The 23,611-nt window shown below is 62.9% G+C and carries 18 protein-coding genes and 1 pseudogene; 8 read left to right on the top strand and 11 right to left on the bottom strand.

The window, feature by feature from the left end; translation table 11 throughout:
- Positions 1 to 56: 56 nt before the first annotated feature.
- From ACMGT0_RS28825 to ACMGT0_RS28780, 10 genes and pseudogenes are all read right to left on the bottom strand, one after another.
- Positions 57 to 1,628, bottom strand: coding sequence for a SpoVR family protein (locus ACMGT0_RS28825; protein ID WP_416770729.1), 1,572 nt, complete (start codon positions 1,626 to 1,628; stop codon positions 57 to 59).
- The gene (locus tag ACMGT0_RS28820) at positions 1,625 to 2,896 is read right to left on the bottom strand and encodes a YeaH/YhbH family protein (protein ID WP_017902887.1); all 1,272 of its coding nucleotides are present in this window, start codon (positions 2,894 to 2,896) and stop codon (positions 1,625 to 1,627) included. The genes ACMGT0_RS28825 and ACMGT0_RS28820 overlap by 4 nt, the downstream gene beginning before the upstream one ends.
- A gap of 139 nt (positions 2,897 to 3,035) precedes the next feature.
- Positions 3,036 to 4,958 (bottom strand): PrkA family serine protein kinase, encoded by a 1,923-nt coding sequence (locus ACMGT0_RS28815; RefSeq protein WP_054057023.1) that lies wholly within the window; start codon positions 4,956 to 4,958, stop codon positions 3,036 to 3,038.
- Positions 4,959 to 5,259: 301 nt separating this feature from the next.
- Complete coding sequence (gene glpE / locus ACMGT0_RS28810) at positions 5,260 to 5,589, bottom strand: thiosulfate sulfurtransferase GlpE (RefSeq protein WP_054057022.1); 330 nt, start codon at positions 5,587 to 5,589, stop codon at positions 5,260 to 5,262.
- Between the two features lie 35 nt (positions 5,590 to 5,624).
- Positions 5,625 to 6,500, bottom strand: a complete 876-nt coding sequence (locus tag ACMGT0_RS28805) for a symmetrical bis(5'-nucleosyl)-tetraphosphatase (protein ID WP_054057021.1) — start codon at positions 6,498 to 6,500, stop codon at positions 5,625 to 5,627.
- Positions 6,500 to 6,880 (bottom strand): Co2+/Mg2+ efflux protein ApaG, encoded by a 381-nt coding sequence (gene apaG, locus ACMGT0_RS28800; RefSeq protein WP_054057020.1) that lies wholly within the window; start codon positions 6,878 to 6,880, stop codon positions 6,500 to 6,502. Before apaG ends, ACMGT0_RS28805 begins: the two co-directional genes overlap by 1 nt.
- 121 nt (positions 6,881 to 7,001) lie before the next feature.
- Positions 7,002 to 7,820, bottom strand: coding sequence for a 16S rRNA (adenine(1518)-N(6)/adenine(1519)-N(6))-dimethyltransferase RsmA (gene rsmA, locus ACMGT0_RS28795; RefSeq protein WP_054057019.1), 819 nt, complete (start codon positions 7,818 to 7,820; stop codon positions 7,002 to 7,004).
- On the bottom strand, positions 7,817 to 8,806 hold the full coding sequence (pdxA, locus tag ACMGT0_RS28790) for a 4-hydroxythreonine-4-phosphate dehydrogenase PdxA (RefSeq protein ID WP_416770726.1): 990 nt from the start codon (positions 8,804 to 8,806) through the stop codon (positions 7,817 to 7,819). Before pdxA ends, rsmA begins: the two co-directional genes overlap by 4 nt.
- Positions 8,803 to 10,125 (bottom strand): peptidylprolyl isomerase, encoded by a 1,323-nt coding sequence (locus ACMGT0_RS28785; protein WP_081009941.1) that lies wholly within the window; start codon positions 10,123 to 10,125, stop codon positions 8,803 to 8,805. The genes pdxA and ACMGT0_RS28785 overlap by 4 nt, the downstream gene beginning before the upstream one ends.
- Positions 10,100 to 12,655 (bottom strand): annotated as a pseudogene (locus ACMGT0_RS28780) (LPS-assembly protein LptD); the annotation flags it as partial. The gene ACMGT0_RS28785 and the pseudogene ACMGT0_RS28780, both read right to left, overlap by 26 nt.
- 398 nt (positions 12,656 to 13,053) lie before the next feature.
- Between ACMGT0_RS28780 and ACMGT0_RS28775 the strand changes: the two are divergent.
- The 3 genes from ACMGT0_RS28775 to ACMGT0_RS28765 are packed head-to-tail and all read left to right on the top strand — an operon-like array spanning position 13,054 to position 15,519.
- A complete protein-coding gene (locus ACMGT0_RS28775; protein ID WP_416770724.1) occupies positions 13,054 to 14,079 on the top strand; it encodes an aminoglycoside phosphotransferase family protein in 1,026 nt (341 codons plus the stop codon).
- Entirely contained in the window at positions 14,076 to 14,750 is a 675-nt protein-coding gene (gene murU / locus ACMGT0_RS28770) for an N-acetylmuramate alpha-1-phosphate uridylyltransferase MurU (protein ID WP_416770722.1), read from the top strand. The genes ACMGT0_RS28775 and murU overlap by 4 nt, the downstream gene beginning before the upstream one ends.
- Position 14,751: 1 nt before the next feature.
- Positions 14,752 to 15,519 carry a TerB family tellurite resistance protein gene (locus ACMGT0_RS28765; protein ID WP_054064663.1) on the top strand — a complete coding sequence of 256 codons (768 nt, stop codon included), beginning with the start codon at positions 14,752 to 14,754 and terminating at the stop codon, positions 15,517 to 15,519.
- Positions 15,520 to 15,531: 12 nt separating this feature from the next.
- Here ACMGT0_RS28765 and ACMGT0_RS28760 read toward each other — a convergent pair whose 3' ends face one another.
- Positions 15,532 to 16,524, bottom strand: a complete 993-nt coding sequence (locus ACMGT0_RS28760) for an alpha/beta hydrolase family protein (RefSeq protein WP_054057012.1) — start codon at positions 16,522 to 16,524, stop codon at positions 15,532 to 15,534.
- A 64-nt stretch (positions 16,525 to 16,588) separates the two neighbouring features.
- Here ACMGT0_RS28760 and ACMGT0_RS28755 point away from each other — a divergent pair, with 64 nt between their 5' ends.
- The 5 genes from ACMGT0_RS28755 to ACMGT0_RS28735 all read left to right on the top strand — a co-directional run bounded on the left by ACMGT0_RS28755 (position 16,589) and on the right by ACMGT0_RS28735 (position 23,606).
- Complete coding sequence (locus ACMGT0_RS28755; RefSeq protein ID WP_416770719.1) at positions 16,589 to 19,012, top strand: PAS domain S-box protein; 2,424 nt, start codon at positions 16,589 to 16,591, stop codon at positions 19,010 to 19,012.
- Between the two features lie 17 nt (positions 19,013 to 19,029).
- The gene (locus ACMGT0_RS28750) at positions 19,030 to 19,659 is read left to right on the top strand and encodes a response regulator transcription factor (protein WP_273825963.1); all 630 of its coding nucleotides are present in this window, start codon (positions 19,030 to 19,032) and stop codon (positions 19,657 to 19,659) included.
- A gap of 248 nt (positions 19,660 to 19,907) precedes the next feature.
- A complete protein-coding gene (locus tag ACMGT0_RS28745; RefSeq protein ID WP_054057010.1) occupies positions 19,908 to 21,032 on the top strand; it encodes an ABC transporter ATP-binding protein in 1,125 nt (374 codons plus the stop codon).
- A gap of 71 nt (positions 21,033 to 21,103) precedes the next feature.
- The gene (locus ACMGT0_RS28740) at positions 21,104 to 22,147 is read left to right on the top strand and encodes an ABC transporter substrate-binding protein (protein ID WP_017902871.1); all 1,044 of its coding nucleotides are present in this window, start codon (positions 21,104 to 21,106) and stop codon (positions 22,145 to 22,147) included.
- A 211-nt stretch (positions 22,148 to 22,358) separates the two neighbouring features.
- Complete coding sequence (locus tag ACMGT0_RS28735; RefSeq protein ID WP_416770716.1) at positions 22,359 to 23,606, top strand: ABC transporter permease; 1,248 nt, start codon at positions 22,359 to 22,361, stop codon at positions 23,604 to 23,606.
- Positions 23,607 to 23,611: the final 5 nt, after the last annotated feature.

Below are 23,611 nucleotides of genomic sequence, written 5' to 3'. Positions count from 1 at the left end.
CCTCCGTTAGCCGGACAGGATAACCTGTGTTGTCCGCCAACGGAGGTGTCTGCAACTCAGAGGTGAATCACGGCCAGGTCGAGTCGACCGTACTCGCTTTCGCCGTGTTCGCCTTTGGGGGGAACGTGATGGGTCTTCATGATCTGGTCGCCCTGCAGGGTTTCCAGGTGGATGTCGAAGCCCCACAGGCGATGCAGATGCTTGAGTACCTCCTCGGTCGAGTCGCCCAGGGGTTTGCGGTTGTGTTGCTGGTGGCGCAGGGTGAGCGAACGGTCGCCGCGGCGGTCGATGCTCCAGATCTGCACGTTGGGCTCGCGGTTGCCCAGGTTGTACTGGGCGGCCAGGGTTTCGCGGATGGTCCGGTAGCCGCTTTCGTCGTGGATGGCCGGTACCAGCAGGTCGTCGCGTTGATCGTCGTCGAGAATGCTGAACAGCTTCAGGTCGCGGATCACCTTGGGCGACAGGTACTGCAGGATGAAACTCTCGTCCTTGAAGCTGCTCATGGCGAACTTGATGCTCGACAACCAGTCGCTGCCCGCCAGCTCGGGGAACCAGCGGCGGTCTTCTTCGGTGGGTTCCTCGCACATCCGGCGGATGTCGCGGTACATCGCGAAGCCCAGGGCATAAGGGTTGATCCCGCTGTAGTAGGGGCTGTCGAAGCCGGGCTGGAACACCACGCTGGTATGGGAGGCGAGGAATTCCATCATGAAGCCGTCGGTGACCAGGCCTTCGTCGTAGAGATCGTTCATCAGGGTGTAGTGCCAGAACGTCGCCCAGCCTTCGTTCATCACCTGGGTCTGGCGCTGCGGATAGAAGTACTGGGCGATCTTGCGCACGATCCGCACGATTTCCCGCTGCCAGGGTTCCAGCAGCGGCGCGTGTTTCTCGATGAAATAGAGAATGTTCTCCTGGGGTTCGGAGGGGAAGCGGGCGGTGTCCTTCTCGCTGAGCTTGTCCGCGCCCTTGGGAATGGTTCGCCACAGGTCGTTGATCTGTTTCTGCAGGTGTTCTTCACGCTCCTTCTGCCGACGCCGTTCCTCCTCCGCGGAGATCGGGTAGGGGCGCTTGTAGCGGTCGACGCCGTAGTTCATCAGGGCGTGGCAGGAGTCGAGCAGGTCCTCGACGGCGTCGATACCGTGGCGTTCCTCGCACTGGGTGATGTACTGCTTGGCGAAAACCAGATAGTCGATGATCGAGCTGGCATCGGTCCAGGTACGGAACAGGTAGTTGCCCTTGAAGAAGCTGTTGTGGCCGTAGCAGGCGTGCGCGACCACCAGCGCCTGCATGCAGATGGTGTTTTCCTCCATCAGGTAGGCGATGCAGGGGTCGGAATTGATCACGATCTCGTAGGCCAGGCCCATCTGGCCGCGGCTGTAGGACTTCTCGGTGCTGAGGAAGTGCTTGCCGTAGGACCAGTGGTGATAGCCCAGGGGCATCCCCACCGAGGCATAGGCATCCATCATCTGCTCGGCGGTGATCACCTCGATCTGGTTGGGGTAGGTGTCCAGGGCGTAGCGCTCGGCGATACGGCTGATTTCGCGGTCGTAGGCCTGGATCAGTTCGAAGGTCCATTCCGAGCCGGTGGAAATGGGTTGGCGCTTGGGCTGTTTCTGCTCTCTGGAGGTCATGTCACTAACCTGCGCTGGAAGAGTTCACGGAAGACCGGATAGATATCGGCGGCCGATACCAGCTGCTGCTGGGCAAACGTATCGCTGAACGCTTCGCTGATGCGTTCGTACTCGTACCACAGGGCCTGGTGTTCGCGCGGGGTGATCTCTACATAAGTGTAGTACTGCACGAACGGCATGATCTGGTTGATCAGGATGTCGCGGCAGATCGGCGAATCATCGTTCCAGTTGTCGCCGTCGGAGGCCTGGGCGGCATAGATGTTCCATTCGTTGGTTGGATAGCGTTCGGCCATGATCTCCTGCATCAGCTTCAGGGCGCTGGAGACGATGGTGCCGCCGGTTTCCCGCGAGTAGAAGAACTCCTCCTCGTCGACCTCCCGGGCGCTGGTGTGATGGCGGATGAACACCACTTCGATCTTGTCGTAGTTACGCTTGAGGAACAGGTACAGCAGGATGAAGAAGCGCTTGGCGATGTCCTTGGTCGCCTGGGTCATCGAGCCGGACACGTCCATCAGGCAGAACATCACGGCCTTGGAGCTGGGGTTGGGTTGCTTGACCAGCAGGTTGTACTTGAGGTCGAACGTGTCGAGGAACGGCACACGGTGAATGCGCGCGCTGAGTCGTTCGATTTCCGCCTCGATTTCCTGGATATCGCCGAAGTTGTCCGGTTCTTCGCGTTTCAGTCGCTCCAGTTCGGCCTTGGCCTCCTTGAGTTTCGCCCGGCTGCTGCCGGACAGGGCGATGCGTCGGGCATGGGCCGAGCGCAGGGTGCGGATGATGTTGATGCGCGAGGGGTTGCCCTCGTTGCTGATCCCGGCGCGGACGGTCTTGTAGGTGTCGGTGCCGGTGAGGTTGCGCTTGACCAGGTTCGGCAGTTCCAGGTCCTCGAACATGAATTCGAGGAATTCCTCCTGGGTGATCTGGAAGACGAACTCATCCATCCCTTCGCCGGAGTTGCCGGCCTTGCCGGGACCGCGTCCGCCGCCTCCGCCCTGTGGCCTGGGAATGTGTTCGCCGGTGGTGAATTCCTTGTTGCCGGGATGGACCACGGTCTGCTTGCCGCCGCGCCCATGGTGGAGCACCGGCTCGTCGATGTCGCGACCGGGAATGCTGATCTGTTCGCCGTGTTCCATGTCGGTGATGGAACGGCGGCTCACGGCCTCCTCGACCGCTTTCTTGATGTGGTCACGGTAACGCCGCAGGAAGCGCTGGCGGTTCACCGTGCTCTTGTTCTTGCCATTGAGGCGTCGGTCGATCACATAGCTCATGGTGGAGCCCTCCGGGCAGCTTCAAGTTACAGGCTTCCAGCACCGGGCTGGAAACTCGGGGACAAGCGGTTGGCTGCGCGGACCGCGGACACGCCGGTGGACGTGTCGACGACCTGCAGCCTGGCGCTTGCAGCTGCCGTTACTGCGACTTGCGAACCCGCAGGTACCACTCGGAGAGCAGGCGTACCTGTTTGTCGGTGTAGCCGCGTTCGACCATGCGTGTGACGAAGTCGTTGTGTTTCTGTTGATCCTCCTTGCTGGCCTTGGCGTTGAAGCTGATGACCGGCAGCAGATCCTCGGTGTTGGAGAACATTTTCTTCTCGATCACCACCCGCAGCTTCTCGTAGCTGAGCCAGGTCGGATTCTTGCCGTTGTTGTTGGCCCGGGCGCGCAGTACGAAGTTGACGATTTCGTTGCGGAAATCCTTCGGATTGCTGATGCCGGCCGGTTTCTCGATCTTTTCCAGTTCCTCGTTGAGCGCGACGCGATTGAGGATCTCGCCGGTTTCCGGATCGCGGTATTCCTGGTCCTGGATCCAGAAGTCGGCGTACAGCACGTAGCGATCGAAAATGTTCTGGCCGTATTCGCTGTAGGATTCCAGGTAGGCAGTCTGGATTTCCTTGCCGATGAACTCGATGTAGCGCGGCGCCAGGTATTCCTTGAGGTAGCGCAGGTAGCGTTCGCGGGTTTCGGCCTGGAACTGTTCCTGTTCGATCTGCTGTTCGAGCACATACAGCAGGTGTACCGGGTTGGCGGCGATCTCATGGGGGTCGAAGTTGAAGACCTTGGACAGGATCTTGAACGCGAAGCGGGTCGACAGGCCGTTCATGCCTTCATCGACGCCAGCCGCGTCGCGGTATTCCTGGATCGACTTGGCCTTGGGATCGGTGTCCTTGAGGTTTTCCCCGTCGTAGACGCGCATTTTCGAGTAGATGTTCGAGTTTTCCGGCTCCTTGAGGCGCGAGAGCACGGTGAACTGGGCGAGCATCCGCAGGGTGTCGGGCGCGCAGTGCGCCTTGGACAGCGAACTGTTGTGCAGCAGCTTGTCGTAGATCTTCACTTCGTCGCTGACCCGCAGGCAGTACGGGACCTTGACGATGTAGATCCGGTCGATGAACGCCTCGTTGTTCTTGTTGTTGCGGAAGGTGTGCCATTCCGATTCGTTGGAGTGCGCCAGCAGTACGCCGGTGAAGGGAATCGCCCCCAGGCCTTCGGTGCTGTTGTAGTTGCCTTCCTGGGTGGCGGTCAGCAATGGGTGCAGCACCTTGATCGGTGCCTTGAACATCTCGACGAACTCCATCAGGCCCTGGTTGGCCCGGCACAGGGCGCCTGAGTAGCTGTAGGCGTCGGCGTCGTTCTGCGGGAATTCCTCCAGCTTGCGGATATCGACCTTGCCCACCAGCGCGGAAATGTCCTGGTTGTTCTCGTCACCGGGCTCGGTCTTGGCCACGGCGATCTGGTTGAGGATCGAAGGGTAGAGCTTGACCACGCGGAACTGGCTGATGTCGCCGCCGAACTCGGCCAGGCGCTTGGTCGCCCAGGGCGACATGATGGTGTTCAGGTAGCGCCGCGGAATGCCGAAGTCTTCCTCGAGGATCGCGCCGTCCTCCGTGGCGTTGAACAGGCCCAGTGGCGACTCGAACACCGGCGAGCCCTTGATGGCGTAGAAGGGCACCTTCTCGATCAGTTGTTTCAGCTTTTCCGCCAGGGAGGATTTACCACCCCCCACCGGACCGAGCAGATAGAGGATCTGTTTCTTCTCTTCCAGGCCCTGGGCGGCGTGGCGGAAATACGAAACGATCTGGTCGATGCATTCCTCCATCCCATGGAAGTCTTCAAAGGCCGGATAGCGACGGATCACCTTGTTGGAGAAGATGCGCGACAACCGTGAGTTGGTGGACGTATCCAGCAGTTCGGGTTCGCCGATTGCCAGTAGCATCCTCTCGGCTGCCGAGGCGTAGGCGCTGCGATCCTTTTTGCACAGCTCAAGATACTCCTGCAGCGTGAGTTCTTCCTGCCGTGTGGATTCGAAGCGTTGTTGGAAATGGCTGAATATGCTCATGACGTCACCTCGCTCGATACTTGGAGCCGGTGCCGGATCAGTCAGTCAAGTGCTGGCATGCAACGGTGAAGCCGTTGCCGTTTACCCCCCAGAACACCTTCAAGGCGGCGGTGGCCTTGAAAATTACTACCGATGACCCGTACGCCGGTGTACCGGCTCTCCCCTGATTTGGATGGCCTCGCGCTTAAGGATAGTTCGGAATCGGGGAGGTCAAGGCGGGATGCGCAATTAGTTGCGCTTTACCGTTCGTCAGGAAATGCTCTAGCCCGCGGTTCGTGCGGGCTTGAGCGGAAGAAAAAAATTATTCGGAAATATCTTGAGCGATTTCCGAAGGATAGGTCGTACGCCACAGTTCGAAGCCGCCATCCAGGCTGTAGACCTCGGAGAAACCCTGGCCCGCCAGGTAGGCTGCCGCACTCTGGCTGGAATTGCCGTGGTAGCAGCACACCACCAGCGGCTTATCCAGATCGGCGTTGGTGATGAAGTCGTGCAGTGAGTGATTGTCCAGGTGTTTCGCGCCCGCGATGTGCTGCAGGGCGAATGCCTGCGGATCGCGGATGTCGACGACCACGGCACCTTGCTCGCGCAGGGCCTGGGCTTGTTCGGGAGGGATGCGTTTGAATTCGCTCATGGTTGGCTCCGGTCGGGGGCTTGTAGGTCGTAGAGTCAGCGATAGAGCCAGGCGCGGAATCGCTCGGCCAGGGTCGGCGGTGGTGCGACGCCGCCCTGGCTGTCGCACTTGCAGCTCAGGCGCTCGCCGGTGTCGACGTTCATCAGGGTCATGGCACTGCCCCAGACACAACCGGTGTCGAGGGCGAAGATGTCCGGCACGTCGCATTGGCCTTCGAGTGCGGCCCAATGACCGAAGATGATCTTCAGCCCCTGGGTCCTGCGCTCCCTGAAGCTGAACCAGGGCGCGTAGCCGGCCGGCGCGGTGTCGGCGCCTTCCTTGCCCTTGAGGTCGAGTTTGCCTTCGGCGGTGCAGAAGCGCATGCGGGTGAAATAGTTGGTGATCACCCGCAGGCGGGTGATGCCTTCCAGGTCGCCGTCCCACTTGTTCGGTTCGTTGCCGTACATGCCAGCCAGGAAGGGCCTGAACTGCTGGTCGTCACGCAGGGCCGCTTCGACTTCCGCGGCGAGTTTGAGCGCCTTTTTCAGCGACCACTGTGGCGGAATACCGGCATGGACCAGTGCCACGTTGCGTTCCGGGTCATGATGCAGCAGCTTCTGCTGGCGCAACCAGCCGAGCAGTTCCGGTGCATCCGGGGCTTCGAGTACTTCGCGCAGGGTGTCGCTTTTCTTCAGGCGTTCAACGTTCTGCGCGGCAGCCAGCAGGTGCAGGTCATGATTACCGAGCACGCAGACCAGCGAGTCGCGCATGCGATAGAGGTAGCGCAGGGTCTCCAGGGACTGCGGGCCGCGGTTGACCAGGTCGCCGACCAGCCACAGGCGATCGCAGGCAGGGTCGAAGCGCACCCGTTCGAGCAGGCACTTGAGCGGTTCCAGGCAGCCTTGCAGGTCGCCGACGGCGTACACCGCCATCAGTGCAGGGCTCCGGGTACGGCAAGACGGAACGGCGCGATGATGGCGTCGAAGTGCTGACCATCCTCGGCCAGCATCTGGTAGCTGCCGTGCATGTTGCCGACCTGGGTGGTCATGACCGTGCCACTGCTGTAGGTGTGGCTTTCTCCGACTTCGATCAGCGGTTGCTGGCCGACCACGCCGGCCCCGCGAACCTCCTCCACGTGGCCGTCACCGTCGGTGATCACCCAGTGTCGGGACAGCAGGCGCGCAGGCAACTGCCCGTTGTTCTGCACGGTAATGGTGTAGGCAAAGGCGAAGCGGTTCTGTTCGGGCTGGGATTGTTCAGCGAGGAACCGGGTGACGACGCTGACGTCGACCTGATAGCGAGGATCGGACATGCAAGAGGCCTTGGAAGCAAAAGCGAAAGATGCGACTGATGGCACTCAGTCTAGGCCAAGTGCCGGGTAGTAGGCCAGATATGCTGTCTGGCGCCGTACCCGGTCACGGTGGGGTGTACTGTCAGTCGGTGACAGGCGACTTGTCGGACTGTTCGCTGAGCTTGTCGGCCAGGCGGACGAAGGCGGCCAGGTCCAGTTGCTCCGGGCGCAGGCTGCCATCGACGCCGGCGGCCTCGATGTCGGCGCTGCTGAGCAGGGCCTTGAGCGTGTTGCGCAGGGTCTTGCGGCGCTGGTTGAAGGCTTCGCGAACGATGCGTTCCAGCAGGCGGTGATCCTTGGCCGGGTGCGGTAGCACCTGGTGAGGTACCAGGCGGACGATCGCCGAGTCGACCTTGGGTGGCGGATTGAAAGCGCCAGGGCCGACGTTGAACAGGTGTTCGACGCGGCAGTGATACTGGACCATGATCGACAGGCGACCCCAGTCGCCTCCACCGGGGCCGGCGGCCAGACGCTCGACGACTTCCTTCTGCAGCATGAAGTGCATGTCGCGGATCAGGCTGGCATTGTCCAGCAGGTGGAAAATCAGTGGTGTCGAGATGTTGTAGGGCAGGTTGCCGACTACTCGCAGGCTGTTGGGGGCGGCGTTCAGCGTGGTGAAGTCGAACTTCAGTGCATCGCCCTGATGCAGTTGGAAGTTCGGCTTGCCGGCGAACTGCTGGTTGAGGATCGGGACCAGGTCCTTGTCCAGTTCAACCACGTCCAGTTGTGCGCCGCTGCTCAGCAGGCCTTCGGTCAGGGCGCCCTGGCCCGGGCCGATTTCCAGCATGCGGTCTTCGGCCTTGGCTCGGATGGCCCGCAGGATGCGATCGATCACGCCGGCATCATGCAGGAAGTTCTGGCCGAAGCGCTTGCGCGCCCGGTGTTGGTATTGCTCGCTCATAAACGGGTCTCGGCCATCTGGTAGGCGGTTTCCAGGGCGACTTGCAGGCTGCCGGTGTCGATTTTGCCGCTGCCGGCCAGGTCCAGGGCAGTGCCGTGGTCGACCGAGGTGCGGATGATCGGCAAGCCGAGGGTCACGTTGACTGCCGCGCCGAAACCTTTGTATTTCAGCACGGGCAGGCCCTGATCATGGTACATCGCCAGCACCGCGTCGCAGTGCTCCAGATATTTGGGGGTAAACAGAGTGTCGGCGGGCAGCGGGCCGCGCAAGTCCATGCCCTCACTGCGCAGACGCTCCAGGGTCGGTTCGATGACGTCGATCTCTTCGTGGCCCAGGTGACCACCTTCACCGGCATGGGGGTTGAGCCCGCATACCAGGATTCGTGGCTGGGCGATGCCGAACTTTTCCTTGAGATCGGTGTGCAGGATGCGCGTGACGCGCTCCAGGCGCTCGTCGGTAATCGCGTCGGCCACCTGGCGCAGCGGCAGGTGCGTGGTGACCAGCGCCACGCGCAGTCCGCGGGTGGCGAGCATCATCACCACCTGGCGGGTATGGGTCAGGTCGGCGAGGAACTCCGTGTGCCCGGAAAAGGCGATCCCGGAGTCGTTGATCACGCCCTTGTGCACCGGAGCGGTGATCATGCCGGCGAAATCGCCGTTGAGGCAGCCTTCGCCGGCGCGAGTCAGGGTTTCCAGGACGAAGGCCGCGTTGGCCTGCTCCAGTTGCCCGGGCACGACCGGGGCGGCCAGTGGCGTATCCCAGACGTAGAGGCTGCCAGCGGGGGCCGGCTGCTCTGGCCAGTGGTCCGGCCCTACCGCCAGCAGGTCGACGGCCACCGCCAGTTGCGTGGCCCGCTCGGCGAGCAGGTCACGACTGGTAATGGCAATCAGGGGGTAGGGCTGGGGCTGCGAGGCCAGCAGCAGACAAAGGTCTGGACCGATGCCTGCCGGCTCGCCGGGGGTCAGCGCAAAACGCCTGGGTTTCACTTGGCTGCCTGGTCTGCGCCAGGGAGCTTGATTTCAACGTAGGCCTCGTCGCGGATCTGACGCAGCCAGGTCTGCAGCTCTTCGTCGTACTTGCGGTTACGCAGTACGGTCATGGCCTGTTGCTCGCGAGCCTGATTGGTGCTGTCGGTGGCGCGACGGCCGAGGACTTCCAGCACGTGCCAGCCGTATTGGGTCTTGAATGGCTTGGACAGCACGCCTTGCGGGGTCTTGGCCATCACTTCCTGGAACTCGGGAACGAGTACCTTCGGGTCGATCCAGTTCAGGTCGCCACCGTTGAGAGCCGAACCCGGGTCTTCCGAAAAGCTCTTGGCCAGGGTGGCGAAGTCTTCACCATTCTGGATGCGCTCGTAGAGTTTCTGGGCCAGTGCCTGGGTCTCGGCTTCGCTGCGGATGGCGTTCGGCTTGATCAGGATGTGACGAACATGCACTTCGTCGCGCATCTGGGTCTCGCCACCACGCTTGTCCAGTACCTTGAGGATGATGAAACCACCGGGTGCACGGGCTGGCTCGGTGATCCCGCCTACCGGCAGGTTGCTCAACATCTGGTCGAACGGTGGTGGCAGTTGTGCCGGCTTGCGCCAGCCCATGTCACCGCCTTCGAGGGCGTTGTCGCTGCCGGACTTGGCAATCGCCAACTGGGCGAAGTCGGCACCCTGCTTCAGCTGCCGGTAGATGTCCTGGGCCTGGGCCGCCGCGGCCTGGATGGCTTGCGAACTGGCGCTGTCCGGGGTGGCGATCAGGATGTTGGCCAGGTGCAGTTCTTCAGAAAGCTGCATCTTGCCCAGGTCCGAGGCGAGGAAGTTCTTCACTTCCTGTTCGGACACCTGCACCCGCTCGGCAACCCGGCGCTGGCGCACGCGGCTGATGATCATTTCACGGCGAACCTGGTCGCGGGCGTCCTCGTAGGAGAGGCCGTCGTGGGCCAGGGCGGCCTTGAACTGGTCGATCGACATGTTGTTGCGCTGGGCGATGCTGCCGATGGCCTGGTTCAGTTCCTCATCGGAAATGCGAATGCCGGAACGTTCGCCGATCTGCAGCTGCAGGTTCTCGACGATCAGGCGGTCGAGGACCTGCTGGTCCAGGACGCTGGTCGGTGGTACGCCGCCGCCGCGCTTGGCAATGCTCTGCTGGACTTCGTGGACGCGCTGGTCCAGTTGGCTCTGCATGATCACGTCGTTGTCGACGATCGCCACGACGTTGTCCAGGGGTTGTACCGCGGCGTGAACCGCGGCACTCAGGGCCAGTGCGCCCAGCATCAGCGGGCGCAGACAATCAGAAAGCTTGATCTTCACGTTCACGATAACCTTGGATGCCTTTGTCGAGGAAGGTTTCTACTTTCTGGCCGAGAACGCCGCCCAGACCCTTCAGGACAATTTGGAGGAAGATGCCGTGGTCGCCTTTCTCGTTCTGTGGGGCTTCCTGACTGAATTCGTCATACTTGACCCAGTAACGGTTGATCAGGCGCAGTTTCCAGCAGCAGTTGTCATACTCGAAACCACCAAAGGCTTCCAGCGTGCGGTTGCGGTTGTAGTCGTACTGCCAGCGGCTGATGACGTTCCACTGCGGCACCACCGGCCAGATGACCGAGAAATCGTGCTGCTGGATCTTGTAGTAGTCCTTCACGTAGCCAGGCGTGCCTGGAGTGCCGTAGTCACCACCGAACTGCCACTGACCGGTGTTCTGGTTGTAGATGACCTGGTCGTTGCGATAGCGATAGCCGGCGTTGAAGACCTTGTTCGGGTTGTCTTCAGGCTGGTAGTGGAACATCGCACTGCCCGAGCGTGGGCTGTGGCTGTCCGGGTCCCAGTTGTAGTCGGCGGTCGCGCGCCAGTCGCGGTTGAAACGGTAGGCGTATTCCAGGGCGTAGGGCGATACGTTGGCCTTGGCGTCGGCGCGGGTATGGTAGTCGACACCTGGCAATTGAACGGCGCGGTCCTTGAAGTACAGGGCCTGGCCGACGCTGATGCGCTGGCGCTCGAAGCCGTTGTCCTCGATCCAGCGGCTGGTCACGCCCAGGGACAGCTTGTTCTCGTCGCCGACACGGTCCGAACCGGAGAAACGGTTCTCGCGGAACAGCGAGGCGTAGTTGAAGCTGTACTCACCCGTATCGAAAACCGGAATGTCCTTCTGGTCCTTCTCTGGAACGTAGAGATAGAACAGGCGTGGTTCCAGGGTCTGGCGATAGTTGGTGCCGAACATGCTGGTGTTGCGGTCGAAGTACAGGCCGCTGTCGATGCTGGCGATAGGCACGCCACGGCTTTGCGAGCTGCTGTAGCTCTCACCCAAGGCAGAAGCGTTGCCACGGTTGGTGAGCAGATCCTCTCTGCCCTGGGCGCCAAGGTCCAGATCGTACTTGGTGTACTGGTACTTGAGCGATGGCTTTACGTAGCCATAGGTCCAGTTAAGTGGCAGGCTGACACCTGGCTTGAGATTCAGGCGGTCACCGTTGGCGCGGGCCAGACCGGTGACGTTGGTGTCCAGGCGTGGTGTGCCCACGGTACCGTCCGCGTTGAACGGCCCGCCATCCTTGTCAAAAAAGTTGCCGGTCTCCAGGCTACGTTCAAAACGCACCGCTTCAGTCTCGTAGGTGAAATCGAGACCTTCGGGATGGTAAGGCAGTTCACCGTTGAAGGTGATCTGCGGCAGGCGGTTGTAAGGCGTGATGTTGGACACGCTGGCCATCTGATACGCCTGCAGGTTCAGCTTGGCGGTATAGCTGTCGCCGCGGTAGCTGACGGCAGCCTGCTGGTTGACGTAGTTGCTGCTGTCCTTGACGCCGATCTGGTCGCTGGTCAGGTCCTGGAAGTAGTAGGGGTCGCTGATCTTGGTGTAGTCGACTTCGGTCAGGATACGCGAGTCCAGGCCGCCCTTGTGCTGCCAGTTGAGCATGTAGCGGGTTTTTTCGGAGTCGGTCTGCTTCGAGCGATCGTTGCTGTCGTCGTTCAGGTACGCGCCGCCGAACTGGCCTTCGCTGGACTTGGTCAGGTAGCGGAATTCCCCTTCCATCAGCAAGCCGCGCTTGGTCATGTAGCGTGGGTACAACGTGGCATCGTAGTTCGGTGCCAGGTTGAAGTAGTACGGTGTGACCAGGGTGAAGCCGTTGTCGCTATCCGAACTGAAGCTCGGCGGCAGGAAGCCGGACTGGCGACGGTTGTCGATCGGGAAGTAGATATACGGCGTGTACAGGACCGGAATGTCCTTGACCCGCAGTGTCACGTTGGTCGCGGTACCGAAGCCGGTCGCCGGGTTCAGGGTGATGTTGTTGCCCTTGAGTTGCCAGGCGTTGCTGCTCGGTTCGCAGGTGGTGTACGTACCGTCCTTGAGACGGATGATCGCGTTCTCGGCCCGCTTGGCGTAGAGCGCGCTGCCCCGCACGCGTGACTTGTGTAGCACGTATTCGGCGTTGTCGACCTTGGCTTCGCCGGTGTCCAGCTGGACGTCCGCGTGATCGCCCACCATCAGGGCGCCGTTGTCGCGAACACGCACGTTGCCGCTCAGCTCGCCACGGTTTTCCGCCTGGTACAGGTTCGCCTCGTCGGCCTCGACCTGCATGCTGCCCTGGCGCATGACCACGTCACCGGCCAGGCTGGCGACCTGTTGCTCCTGCTCGTAACGCGAAGCCTTGGCACCGATGAAGGTCGGCGCATCACTTTTATTCGTCTTGTCATTCATGCCAGGACGAATCGGTTCGATATAGGCACCAGAGCAGTATGGTCCGGTCTCGGCCAACTGGGCCGGCGTCAGCTTCTCGCGGGGAACCCAGTCGAGGTGGCTGTAGTCGGCGCTGCGGGATTTCAGACCACGGCCCTTGGCTTCGGTGACCAGCTTGGTCGCCGGCGCGCTGTCGCTGCCGGAGCTGCTGTCCGCGGTGGCCTGGGAGGTGCCGCCGACCGAGCCGGCGTCGTGCACGGGACGCGGTGGCAACTGGGCGGTGGTCGCTTTCGGCGCACAACTCCAGGCGCCCGAAGCCGAGGCCGAGCAGTCATACTGTTCAGCAGCAACAACGAACGAAGTGGCCAGAGGTTGCAGGGCCAGCAAACCGCCGGTGACCAGCAACGGAAACTTTCTACGAAACGCGGGGGATTTCAATGCCATCTTATTAGTCCGGGCTTCCTGCGTGCCATCTGCCCGCGGTAAGGGCCGCACGCCTATCGATGGTCTGAAAAAGATGCTGGATAATAAAGCATGACCCGCTTGACGGCTAGCGCCGTCGGAGACCCTTAGTAATGCCCGACCAAGATCTACGCTTGCAACACCTGAAAGTTTGGCTGGATGAGCAACTGGCATCCCTGTTCCTGGCCAGGGGCTGGGGTGCCGTACCGGACGCCACCCTGACCGCAGCCAGCAGTGACGCGAGTTTCCGCCGGTATTTCCGCTGGCAGGGCGAGGACCGCAGCTTCATCGTGATGGATGCTCCGCCGCCGCGCGAGAACTGCAAACCCTTCGTGGATATTGCCCATTTGCTGGCGAAATCCGGCATCAACGTGCCGGAAATTTATGCTCAGGATCTGGAAAACGGCTTTCTGCTGCTCAACGACCTGGGCAACCGGACCTATCTGGATGTGATCGACGACGAGAACGCCGATGCCCTGTTCGCCGATGCCATCGATGCCTTGCTGGCTTTCCAGCAACTGCCGCTGGAGGCCGATCTGCCGAGCTATGACGTCGCCCTGCTGCGGCGCGAGCTGGAGCTGTTCCCCGAATGGTATGTGGGGCGCGAGTTGGGTGCCGTCTTCAGCCCACGGCAACTGGAGCTGTGGCAGCGGGTCAGTACGTTGTTGATCGACAGTGCCCTGGCACAGCCGAAGGTGCTGGTGCACCGTGACTACATGCCGCGCAACCTGATGCTGAGCGAGCCCAACCCGGGGGTGCTGGACTTTCAGGATGCAGTCTACGGCCCGGTGACCTACGATATTACCTGCCTGTTCAAGGATGCGTTTCTCAGTTGGCCCGAGGCCCGGGTCGTCGATTGGCTGCATGGCTACTGGGAGCGGGCTCGCCAGCAGGGCATTGCGGTCCAGGCGGATTTCGAGGCGTTCCACCGGGCCAGCGACCTGATGGGGGTGCAGCGCCACCTGAAGGTGATCGGTATCTTTGCCCGTATCTGCCATCGCGATGGCAAGCCGCGCTACCTGGCGGACGTGCCGCGCTTCTTCGCCTATATCGAAGCGGTGCTGGCACGCCGGCCGGAGTTGGCCGAGCTGGGTGAACTGCTTGACAGCCTGCGCCTGCCGTCCGGGGCCACGCTATGAGGGCGATGATCCTGGCGGCGGGGAAGGGCGAGCGCATGCGCCCGCTGACCCTGCACACACCCAAGCCGCTGATCCGGGCCAACGGCGTGCCGCTGATCGACTATCACCTGCGGGCCCTGGCGGCGGCCGGCTTCAGGGAGATCGTCATCAATCATGCCTGGCTCGGCCAGCAGATCGAGGATTACCTCGGCGACGGTTCGCGTCATGGCCTGAGCATCGCCTATTCGCCGGAAGGCGAGCCGCTGGAGACCGGTGGCGGGATCTTCCGGGCGCTGCCGTTGCTGGGCGACGAGCCCTTCCTGGTGGTCAATGGCGATATCTGGACCGATTATGATTTCTCGGCATTGCGCCGTCCGCTGGCTGGCCTGGTTCACCTGGTGATGGTCGACAACCCGCCGCATCATCCGTCCGGAGGCGACTTTGCGCTGCTTGACGGTCGGCTGTTCGACGATCGTCCGGATCTGCCCAGGCTGACCTTCAGCGGCATCTCGGTGCTGCATCCGCGACTGTTTGCCGGTTGCCATGCCGGGGCGTTCAAGCTGGCCCCACTGTTGCGCGAGGCCATGGCCCGAGGGCAGGTGAGCGGCGAGCACCTTCAGGGACAGTGGGTGGATGTCGGCACCGTGGAGCGCCTGGCCCAAGTCGAGCAACTGCTGCAAGAGAGGCACTGATATGTTGTGGCCAGGGACTCTGATTGGAGCCGGGGCGGGCTTTGCCATCGCCAGCATTCCGGGGGCCATGTTGGGCGGGTTGTTGGGGCAGGCGCTGGATCGGCGCCTGCAGTTGCACAGTTGGGCACACTTGCGCGAACGCCTGGGCGGCAAACCGGCACTGCGCAACGACGAACTGCTGTTCGTCCTGCTCGGGCGCCTGGCCAAGAGTGATGGACGGGTGGTCGACGGGCACATCCAGCAGGCGCGTCAGGAAATGCGCCAACTGGACATGGGCGAACCGGCGCAGCGGCGGGCGATTGCCGCGTTCAACCGGGGCAAGTCGGGAGAGGATCGCCTGCGTGGCTACCTGCGTCACCTCAAGGCCCAGCCCCACGCCGCCGAGGGTGTGCTGCGGGCCTGCTGGCGAATGGTCTGGGCCGACGGTCGGGCCGGGCGGGAGGAGCGCGAGCTGATTCTGCTCTGGGGCAAGTGGCTGGGCTGGACGACGCAGCAGGTCCAGGCCCTGGCCAGTGACTACGAGCCCAGCCGCAAGCCGCTGATGAGCAGCGCCGGCAGCTATCAGGATGCCTTGCGGGTACTCGGGGTGACCGCGACCAGCGAGCCGGCACAGATCAAGCGGGCTTATCGGCGCCTGCTCAGTCGTCACCATCCGGACAAGGTGGCCGGGATGGGCGCGACCCCGGCCCAGGTGCAGGAAGCCACCGAGAAAACCCGGGAGTTGCATCAGGCCTATGCGCTGATCCGCGAGCGCCGGGACTTCCGCTGAGGTGCAGGCGGGTTACTGGCTGTCCTGATCCTGCGGGTTCAGGTAGCCACGAACCCGCCGGACCAACTGTTGCTGGCCCGGGTTGCCCGGGATCGCCTTCAGTCCCACCTGGGTGTAGCTGGAAGTCTTCTGGCGTTTGCTGGCTTGCAGGCGCAGCAGGGCGGCTTTGCGATCCAGCGCCTTGTCCTGATAGAAGAAGTCGGCGGTCGCCACTTTCAGGCCGGGCGTCAGTTGCGCCAGGTCTGCCTTGGCGCTGGCCGGCGTCTGCGCAGCCACCAGCACCAGCTTCTGCACTTGTGGCGAGGCTTTCTCGATCAGATAGCGGGTTGCCCAGTAGGCGCCGGTGCCATGCCCCAGCAACACGATGCTGCGGGCATTCTGCTGTTGAGCGTAGGCAATGGCGGCATCGAAACGGGCAAAGATCCGCTCGGCATCGCCCTTGAGCGGGTCCTCGGCGGTGGCGGCGGGGGCCTGGTCGGGGATGTCGGCTTCGGCGCTGGCCGCCTGTTCGATCGGCTTGCTGGTGGTACTGGCGTCCTTGCTGTTGCTCGCTGCCGGCTCCGCCGGTTTTGGCGCTTCGACCACCCGTGGCAGGGAGGCGTCGCTTTGCAGGTCCGGGAGTGTCAGACTCAGGCTGCTCCACTGGGCGTCCGGCAATTGGTTGCGCAAGGGCGCGACGGCTTGGGGCCAGTCAGCGGTTTCACCGGCCCCGGGGATTATGATCACCGCACCGCTGGGCGTCGGGGTGTTGGCCGGTTTCCACAGGGCCAGGAAGGTGTCACCGGCCGCCTGCAGCTGTTGTTGCTCCTGTAGCGGCAGTTGCCGCTCCAGGGCGGTGGCGTCTTCCTGGCTGCGTTCGGGCAAGGACTGGCGTTCAACCGGTTTCTCGGCGGGCGTGTCTTTCGCCGGTGCGGGTGCCGGATCTGCCGCCAGGACCGGCGCGGCAAGCGGTAGGATCATCGACAGGCACAGCGCAGGCAGTGCCGAGCGGTAGACAGGGGGCATCGGATTTTCCAGGCCAGAGGTAATCCTGGCAGCCTAATGGGTTGGTCAGTATTTGTCAGTGTGGATGAGTCGAATCATGCGTTTTTGCTGTCTTTGGGTTATCGGCTGGCTGTGTCTTCCCTTGATCGCCTGGGCTGCGTCGGCCCCTGCGGGCAATGGCCTGCCCTTGTCCGCCGAGCAGCGCCGCTGGCTCGACGAGCATCGGGAACTGCGGGTCGGACTGGTACTGCAGGCGCCTTACGCGCAGTACGACCGACGCCTGCAGCGCCTGTCGGGGGCCAATGTCGAGTTGATGCAGTGGCTGGCCAAGGCGATGAATGTCGAGCTGACCTGGCGTAACTTTCCCGACCAGGCCCAGTTGGAAAAGGCTCTGGAGGAGGACGAGGTCGATCTCGCCCCGGGCCTGACCCAGACGCCGGCCGGCCTGCGCCTCTGGCTGTTCTCCGATCCGTACATGCGGGTGCCGCAGTTGGTCGTTGGCGAGCGCAACGGCGCCGGGGCCGTGGAGCTGGAAAAGCTCGACAGCCAGACCCGGGTCGCCGTGCGCATGCCCAGTGCGATTGCCGATTACCTGCGCGGTACCTACAGCAATCTCAACCTGCAGGGCGTTCCGGCGGAGCGCCAGGCCCTGCAACTGCTGTTGAGCCAGCAGGCCCGTTATGCCGTGGTCGATGAGGCGCAACTCAGTCGCCTGTCCGGCGAGGAAGAGTTCGCCGGGCTGGCGGTGGTCGGCGATATCGGCCTGCCGCAACTGTTGCGGGTGGCCAGCCGGCGTGACTGGCCAGAACTGGCGGGCATCGTCGAGAAGGCGTTGCATGCGATACCGGCTCGGGACCTCGATCAACTCCACCTGCGCTGGTTGCAACCCAAGTACCCGCGCCTGTCGGCATCGCCGGGCTTCTGGCAGAACCTTTGCCTGCTGCTGGCGGTGATGTTCATGGCGGGCCTGGCGATCGTGTTCTGGTTGCGCCGCCAGCAACGCAGCCTCGAGCAGGCCCTGCTCGCCGCCCGCGAGGACCTGGCCCGACGCGAGGCCAGCGAGGAGGCCTTGCGCCTGACCCAGTTTTCCATCGACCAGAGCACCGTGGGCATTCTCTGGGTCAACTGGGACAGCCACGTGCGTTATGCCAACCGGGCGGCCGAGGAGATGCTCGGCTACCCCCCGGGCGCGTTGTTCGATCGGCCGCTGATCGACTTTGAGCCGAACCTGCACATGGACCGCTGGCTGAACCTGTGGAAGCGCGCCCGGGCCAGCGACGAGGCGCCACAAAGCTTCGAGACCCAATGCCTGCGGGCCGACGGCAGCATCCTGCCGGCCGACGTGTCCCTCAGCTTCCTGCGCTTTCGTGATGGCGAATACCTGGTGGTCTATCTCAACGATGTCACCGAGCGCCGCCGTGCCCTGGCCGCGCTGCAGGAGAGCGAGGCCCGGCTCAAGGGGATCGCGGCCAACGTTCCGGGGCTGGTATTTCGCCTGGAGCGGGTGCCGCAGACCGGCGAGCTGTACTTCCCGTATATCAGCGAGGGCAGCGAGAGCCTGGTGGGCCATGCGCCCGCCACCCTGCGTCGGCAGGAGGTCGGCCTGCGCAGCGTGGTCCATCCGGACGACCGCGCCGACTATCATCGTGTCCAGGACCTGGCGATCGATTCCGGCAGCGACTGGTCCTGGCAGGGCCGGATCATGACCCGCGAAGGCCGGCAGCGCTGGGCCGAGATCAAGGCCATCACCCGCCGTCTGGCGGATGGCACGATGGTCTGGGACGGTATCGTCTGGGACATCAGTGAAAGCAAGCGGATCGAGTTGGAACTGGCCAGTTCGCGCGAGCAACTGCGCGAGCTGTCGGCGCACCTGGAGAGTGTCCGGGAGGAGGAGAAGGCCCGTATCGCCCGGGAGGTTCACGATGAGCTGGGGCAGATGCTGACGGTGCTCAAGCTGGAAACCTCCATGTGCGAGCTGGCCTATGCCGAGCTGGACCCCGGGTTGAACGAGCGCCTGAACAGCATGAAGAAGCTGATCGCGCAATTGTTCCAACTGGTGCGCGATGTCGCGACCGCCTTGCGCCCGCCGATTCTCGATGCCGGTATCGCCTCGGCGATCGAATGGCAGGCGCGGCGTTTCGAGGCGCGGACGCAGATCCCGTGCCTGGTGCAGGTTCCGGAAAACCTGCCGGCGCTCAGCGATGCCAAGGCCACCGGGCTGTTCCGGATTCTCCAGGAGGCGCTGACCAATGTCATGCGCCATGCCCAGGCGCATACTGTGGAACTGACGCTGGCGATCGACGGGCAGGACCTGTGCCTGAGCATCAGCGATGACGGTGTCGGGTTTGTCGCCCCGAGTGGCCGGCCGACTTCGTTCGGCGTGGTCGGCATGCGCGAGCGCGTACTGATGCTGGGCGGCAGCCTGTCGCTGGAAAGCGCTGTCGGCGAAGGCACGACGCTGAGCGTTCGTGTACCGTTGGACCCGCCGCAGGCCATGCAAGCCCTTTGACCGAGCAGGAGTAAGACGTGATCCGCGTACTGGTAGCCGAAGACCACACCATCGTCCGCGAGGGCATCAAGCAGTTGATCGGCCTGGCCAGGGACCTGCAGGTGGCGGGGGAGGCGAGCAATGGCGAGCAACTGATGGAAGCCTTGCGGCATACGCCCTGCGAGGTGGTGCTGCTGGATATCTCGATGCCCGGGGTCAACGGCCTGGAGGCCATTCCGCGGATTCGCGCGCTGAGCGATCCGCCGGCGATCCTGGTGCTGTCGATGCATGACGAGGCGCAGATGGCCGCCCGGGCGCTGAAGATCGGCGCCGCCGGCTATGCCACCAAGGACAGCGATCCGTCGCTGTTGCTGACCGCCATTCGCAAGGTGGCGGCGGGCGGGCGCTACATCGACCCCGAACTGGCCGACCGGATGGTCTTCGAGGTCGGCCTGACCGATTCCCGGCCACTGCACGCTTTGCTGTCGGAGCGGGAATTCTCGGTATTCGAGCGCCTGGCCCAGGGCGCCAACGTGAACGACATCGCCCAGCAACTGGCGTTGAGCAGCAAGACCATCAGTACCCACAAGGCCAGGCTGATGCAGAAACTCAACGTCACCTCCCTGGCTGAACTGGTGAAATACGCCATGGAGCACAAGTTGCTCTGACGCTTGCGCCGATGGAAAAAAGAGTGGGCGTATCCATTTGCGACAACTGTCGGTCGGGGCTGGATGATGTCATAAGGCCTGCCGTGGCGATCCGTTTGTCGGCTTATCCAATAGCGCCATCCCTGTAGGGCAATCCCTACAACAACTCTTCCAGACTGCTGAGGACAATCTCTCCCGGCCCCCGATTTGCGCTGTGTGCAGCCTTCACTAGGCTTAGACCACGGCAGTCAAAACAAAAAGGTGTGGGTATGAGCGAGGTTGATTCAAGCGCTGGGGCCAAGGACATCCTGGTCAGCTTTCGTGGCGTGCAGAAGAGCTACGATGGGGAAAACCTGATCGTCAAGGACCTCAACCTGGACATTCGCAAGGGCGAATTCCTTACCTTGCTCGGGCCCTCCGGTTCCGGCAAGACCACCAGCCTGATGATGCTGGCCGGGTTCGAAACACCGACCGCCGGCGAGATCCAACTGGCCGGGCGCTCCATCAACAACGTGCCGCCGCACAAGCGCGATATCGGCATGGTGTTCCAGAACTATGCGCTGTTCCCGCACATGACCGTGGCCGAGAACCTGGCGTTCCCGCTGACCGTGCGCGGCCTGAGCAAGACCGACATCAGCGAGCGGGTCAAGCGTGTGCTGGGCATGGTCCAGCTCGACAAGTTCGCCCAGCGTTACCCGGCGCAGTTGTCCGGCGGCCAGCAGCAGCGGGTGGCGTTGGCCCGGGCACTGGTGTTCGAGCCGCAACTGGTGCTGATGGACGAGCCGCTCGGCGCGCTGGACAAGCAACTGCGCGAACACATGCAGATGGAAATCAAGCACCTGCACCAGCGTCTCGGCGTGACCGTGGTCTACGTGACCCACGACCAGGGCGAAGCCCTGACCATGTCCGATCGGGTGGCGGTGTTCCATCAGGGCGAGATCCAGCAGATCGCGCCACCGCGCACGCTTTATGAAGAGCCGCGCAACACTTTCGTCGCCAACTTCATCGGCGAGAACAACCGCCTCAGCGGGCGCCTGCACAGCCACAACGGCGATCGCTGCGTGGTCGAGCTGGGGCGCGGCGAGAAGGTCGAGGCCCTGGCGGTGAATGTCGGCAAGGCCGGCGAGCCGGTGACCCTGTCGATCCGCCCCGAGCGCATCAGCCTCAATGGTTCCAGCGAATCCTGCGTCAACCGCTTCTCCGGGCGCGTGGCCGAATTCATCTATCTGGGCGACCACGTTCGCGTGCGTCTGGAAGTCTGCGGCAAAACCGACTTCTTCGTGAAACAGCCCATCGCCGAGCTCGACCCGGCGCTGGCGGTCGGTGATGTCGTACCCCTTGGCTGGCAGGTCGAGCACGTTCGCGCGCTGGACCCGGTGCTCGACGCCAGCTGAAGCGCTGTACCCCAAGAGGCGAATCCATCGCCCCGTGCTTCACCAACCTGCACTCGTGGAGAGAAGAATAAATGCTCAAATCCCTGAAATTCAGTGCCCTCGCAGTAGGGCTGATGTGCGCGGCAAATGCCATGGCGGCGACCGACCTGACCGTGGTGTCCTTTGGTGGCGCGAACAAGGCGGCCCAGGTCAAGGCGTTCTATGCCCCTTGGGAGGCTCAGGCGGGCAACGGCAAGATCGTCGCCGGCGAGTACAACGGCGAGATGGCCAAGGTCAAGGCCATGGTCGACACCAAGAGCGTGTCCTGGGACCTGGTCGAAGTCGAGTCGCCGGAACTGTCCCGCGGCTGTGACGAAGACATGTTCGAGCAACTGGACCCGGCGCTGTTCGGCAAGACCGAAGACTACGTCAAGGGTGCCATCCAGCCATGCGGCGTAGGCTTCTTCGTCTGGTCGACCGTACTGGCCTACAACGCCGACAAGCTCGCTTCCGCGCCAACCAGCTGGGCCGATTTCTGGGACACCAAGAAATTCCCGGGCAAGCGCGGCCTGCGCAAGGGTGCCAAGTACACCCTGGAATTCGCCCTGATGGCTGACGGCGTTGCGCCGAAGGACGTCTACAAGGTGCTGGCCGGCAAGGATGGCCAGGATCGCGCCTTCAAGAAGCTCGATGAACTCAAGCCCTACATCCAGTGGTGGGAAGCCGGTGCCCAGCCACCGCAGTACCTCGCTTCGGGCGACGTGGTGATGAGCTCGGCCTACAACGGCCGGATCGCCGCGGTGCAGAAGGAAAGCAACCTGAAGGTGGTGTGGAACGGCGGTATCTACGACTTCGATGCCTGGGCCATTCCGAAGGGCCTGGACAAGGCACGTGCCGACGTGGCGAAGAAGTTCATCGCCTTCTCGGTGATGCCGCAGCAGCAGAAGACCTACTCGGAGAACATCGCCTACGGCCCGGCCAACACCCAGGCGGTACCGTTGCTGGCCAAGGACATCCTCAAGGATATGCCGACGACGCCGGAAAACATCGCCAACCAGGTGCAGATCGACGTCAGCTTCTGGGCTGACAACGGCGAGCAACTGGAGCAGCGCTTCAACGCCTGGGCGGCCAAGTAATACACCACAGCCCTTTGTGGGAGCCGGCTTGCTGGCGGCGGCGTCCGTTCAAGCGCCGCCAATGCTGCTGGCCTTGACCTGTAGGAGCGTGGCTTGCCCGCGAAGCTTTTAGCGGCCTCAAGGGCCTATTCGCGGGCAAGCCGCGCTCCTACAGGCGCCACATCGGGTGTCGGTATGCGTCAGTAACAATAAAAATTTTCCGGAGTTCGTCATGGCCATCACCGTTCCTCTGAACGAGGGGACCAGTCCCACCCTGAAGCAGCGCCTGGCACGCGCCGAGCGGGTCAACCGCTGGAAGGCCCAGGCCTTGATCGCGCCGCTGGTGCTGTTCCTGCTGCTGGTGTTCCTGGTGCCTATCGTCGCGCTGCTCTACAAGAGCGTCGGCAACCCCGAGGTGATCAGCGCCCTGCCGCGTACCGTGGCAGCCGTGTCGGCCTGGGATGGCAAGGGCCTGCCTGGAGAGGCAGCCTACAAGGCCCTTGGCGAAGAGCTGGGTGAGGCCCGCAAGAATCAGAACCTGGGCGACTTGTCCAAGCGCCTGAACATGGAGCTGGCCGGCTACCGCAGCCTGCTGACCAAGACTGCCCGCTCCCTGCCGTTCAAGACTGAACCGGCCTCCTACAAGGAAGCCCTGGAAGCCCTCGATGAACGTTGGGGCGATCCGGCTTACTGGCAGGCGATCCGGCGCAATACCAGTAGTGTCACCCCCTATTACCTGCTGGCGGCCGTCGATCATCGCATCGACGACCTCGACGAACTGGCCGCGGCCACCCCTGACCAGGCCATCTATCTCGATATCTTTGCCCGCACGTTCTGGATGGGCCTGGTGATCACCGCGGTCTGTCTGGTCCTGGCCTATCCGCTGGCCTACCTGCTGGCGAACCTGCCGGCACGCAAGAGCAACCTGCTGATGATTCTCGTGCTGCTGCCGTTCTGGACCTCCATCCTGGTGCGGGTGGCGGCGTGGATCGTGCTGCTGCAGTCGGGCGGCCTGATCAACAGCGCGCTGATGGCCATGGGGGTGATCGACAAGCCGCTGGAACTGGTGTTCAACCGTACCGGGGTCTACATCTCCATGGTCCACATCCTGCTGCCGTTCATGATTCTGCCGATCTACAGCGTGATGAAAGGTATCTCGCCGACCTACATGCGGGCGGCGATCTCCCTGGGCTGCCACCCGTTCGCCAGCTTCTGGCGGGTGTACTTCCCGCAGACCTATGCCGGTGTCGGCGCCGGTTGCCTGCTGGTGTTCATCCTGGCGATCGGCTACTACATCACCCCCGCGCTGTTGGGCAGCCCGAACGATCAGATGGTCAGCTATTTCGTCGCCTTCTACACCAACACCAGCATCAACTGGGGCATGGCGACGGCGTTGGGCGGCCTGCTGCTGCTGGCGACCGTGCTGCTGTACCTGATCTACAGCCGGCTGGTGGGCGCCAGCCGCCTGAGCCTGGGTTAAGGAGA

This window comes from Pseudomonas sp. RHF3.3-3, from assembly GCF_048069595.1.
In the GTDB taxonomy this organism is placed as follows: Bacteria; Pseudomonadota; Gammaproteobacteria; order Pseudomonadales; family Pseudomonadaceae; genus Aquipseudomonas; species Aquipseudomonas fuscovaginae_B.
Note: the sequence above shows the minus strand (reverse complement) of the source record. Positions and strands in the feature narration are given on the sequence as shown.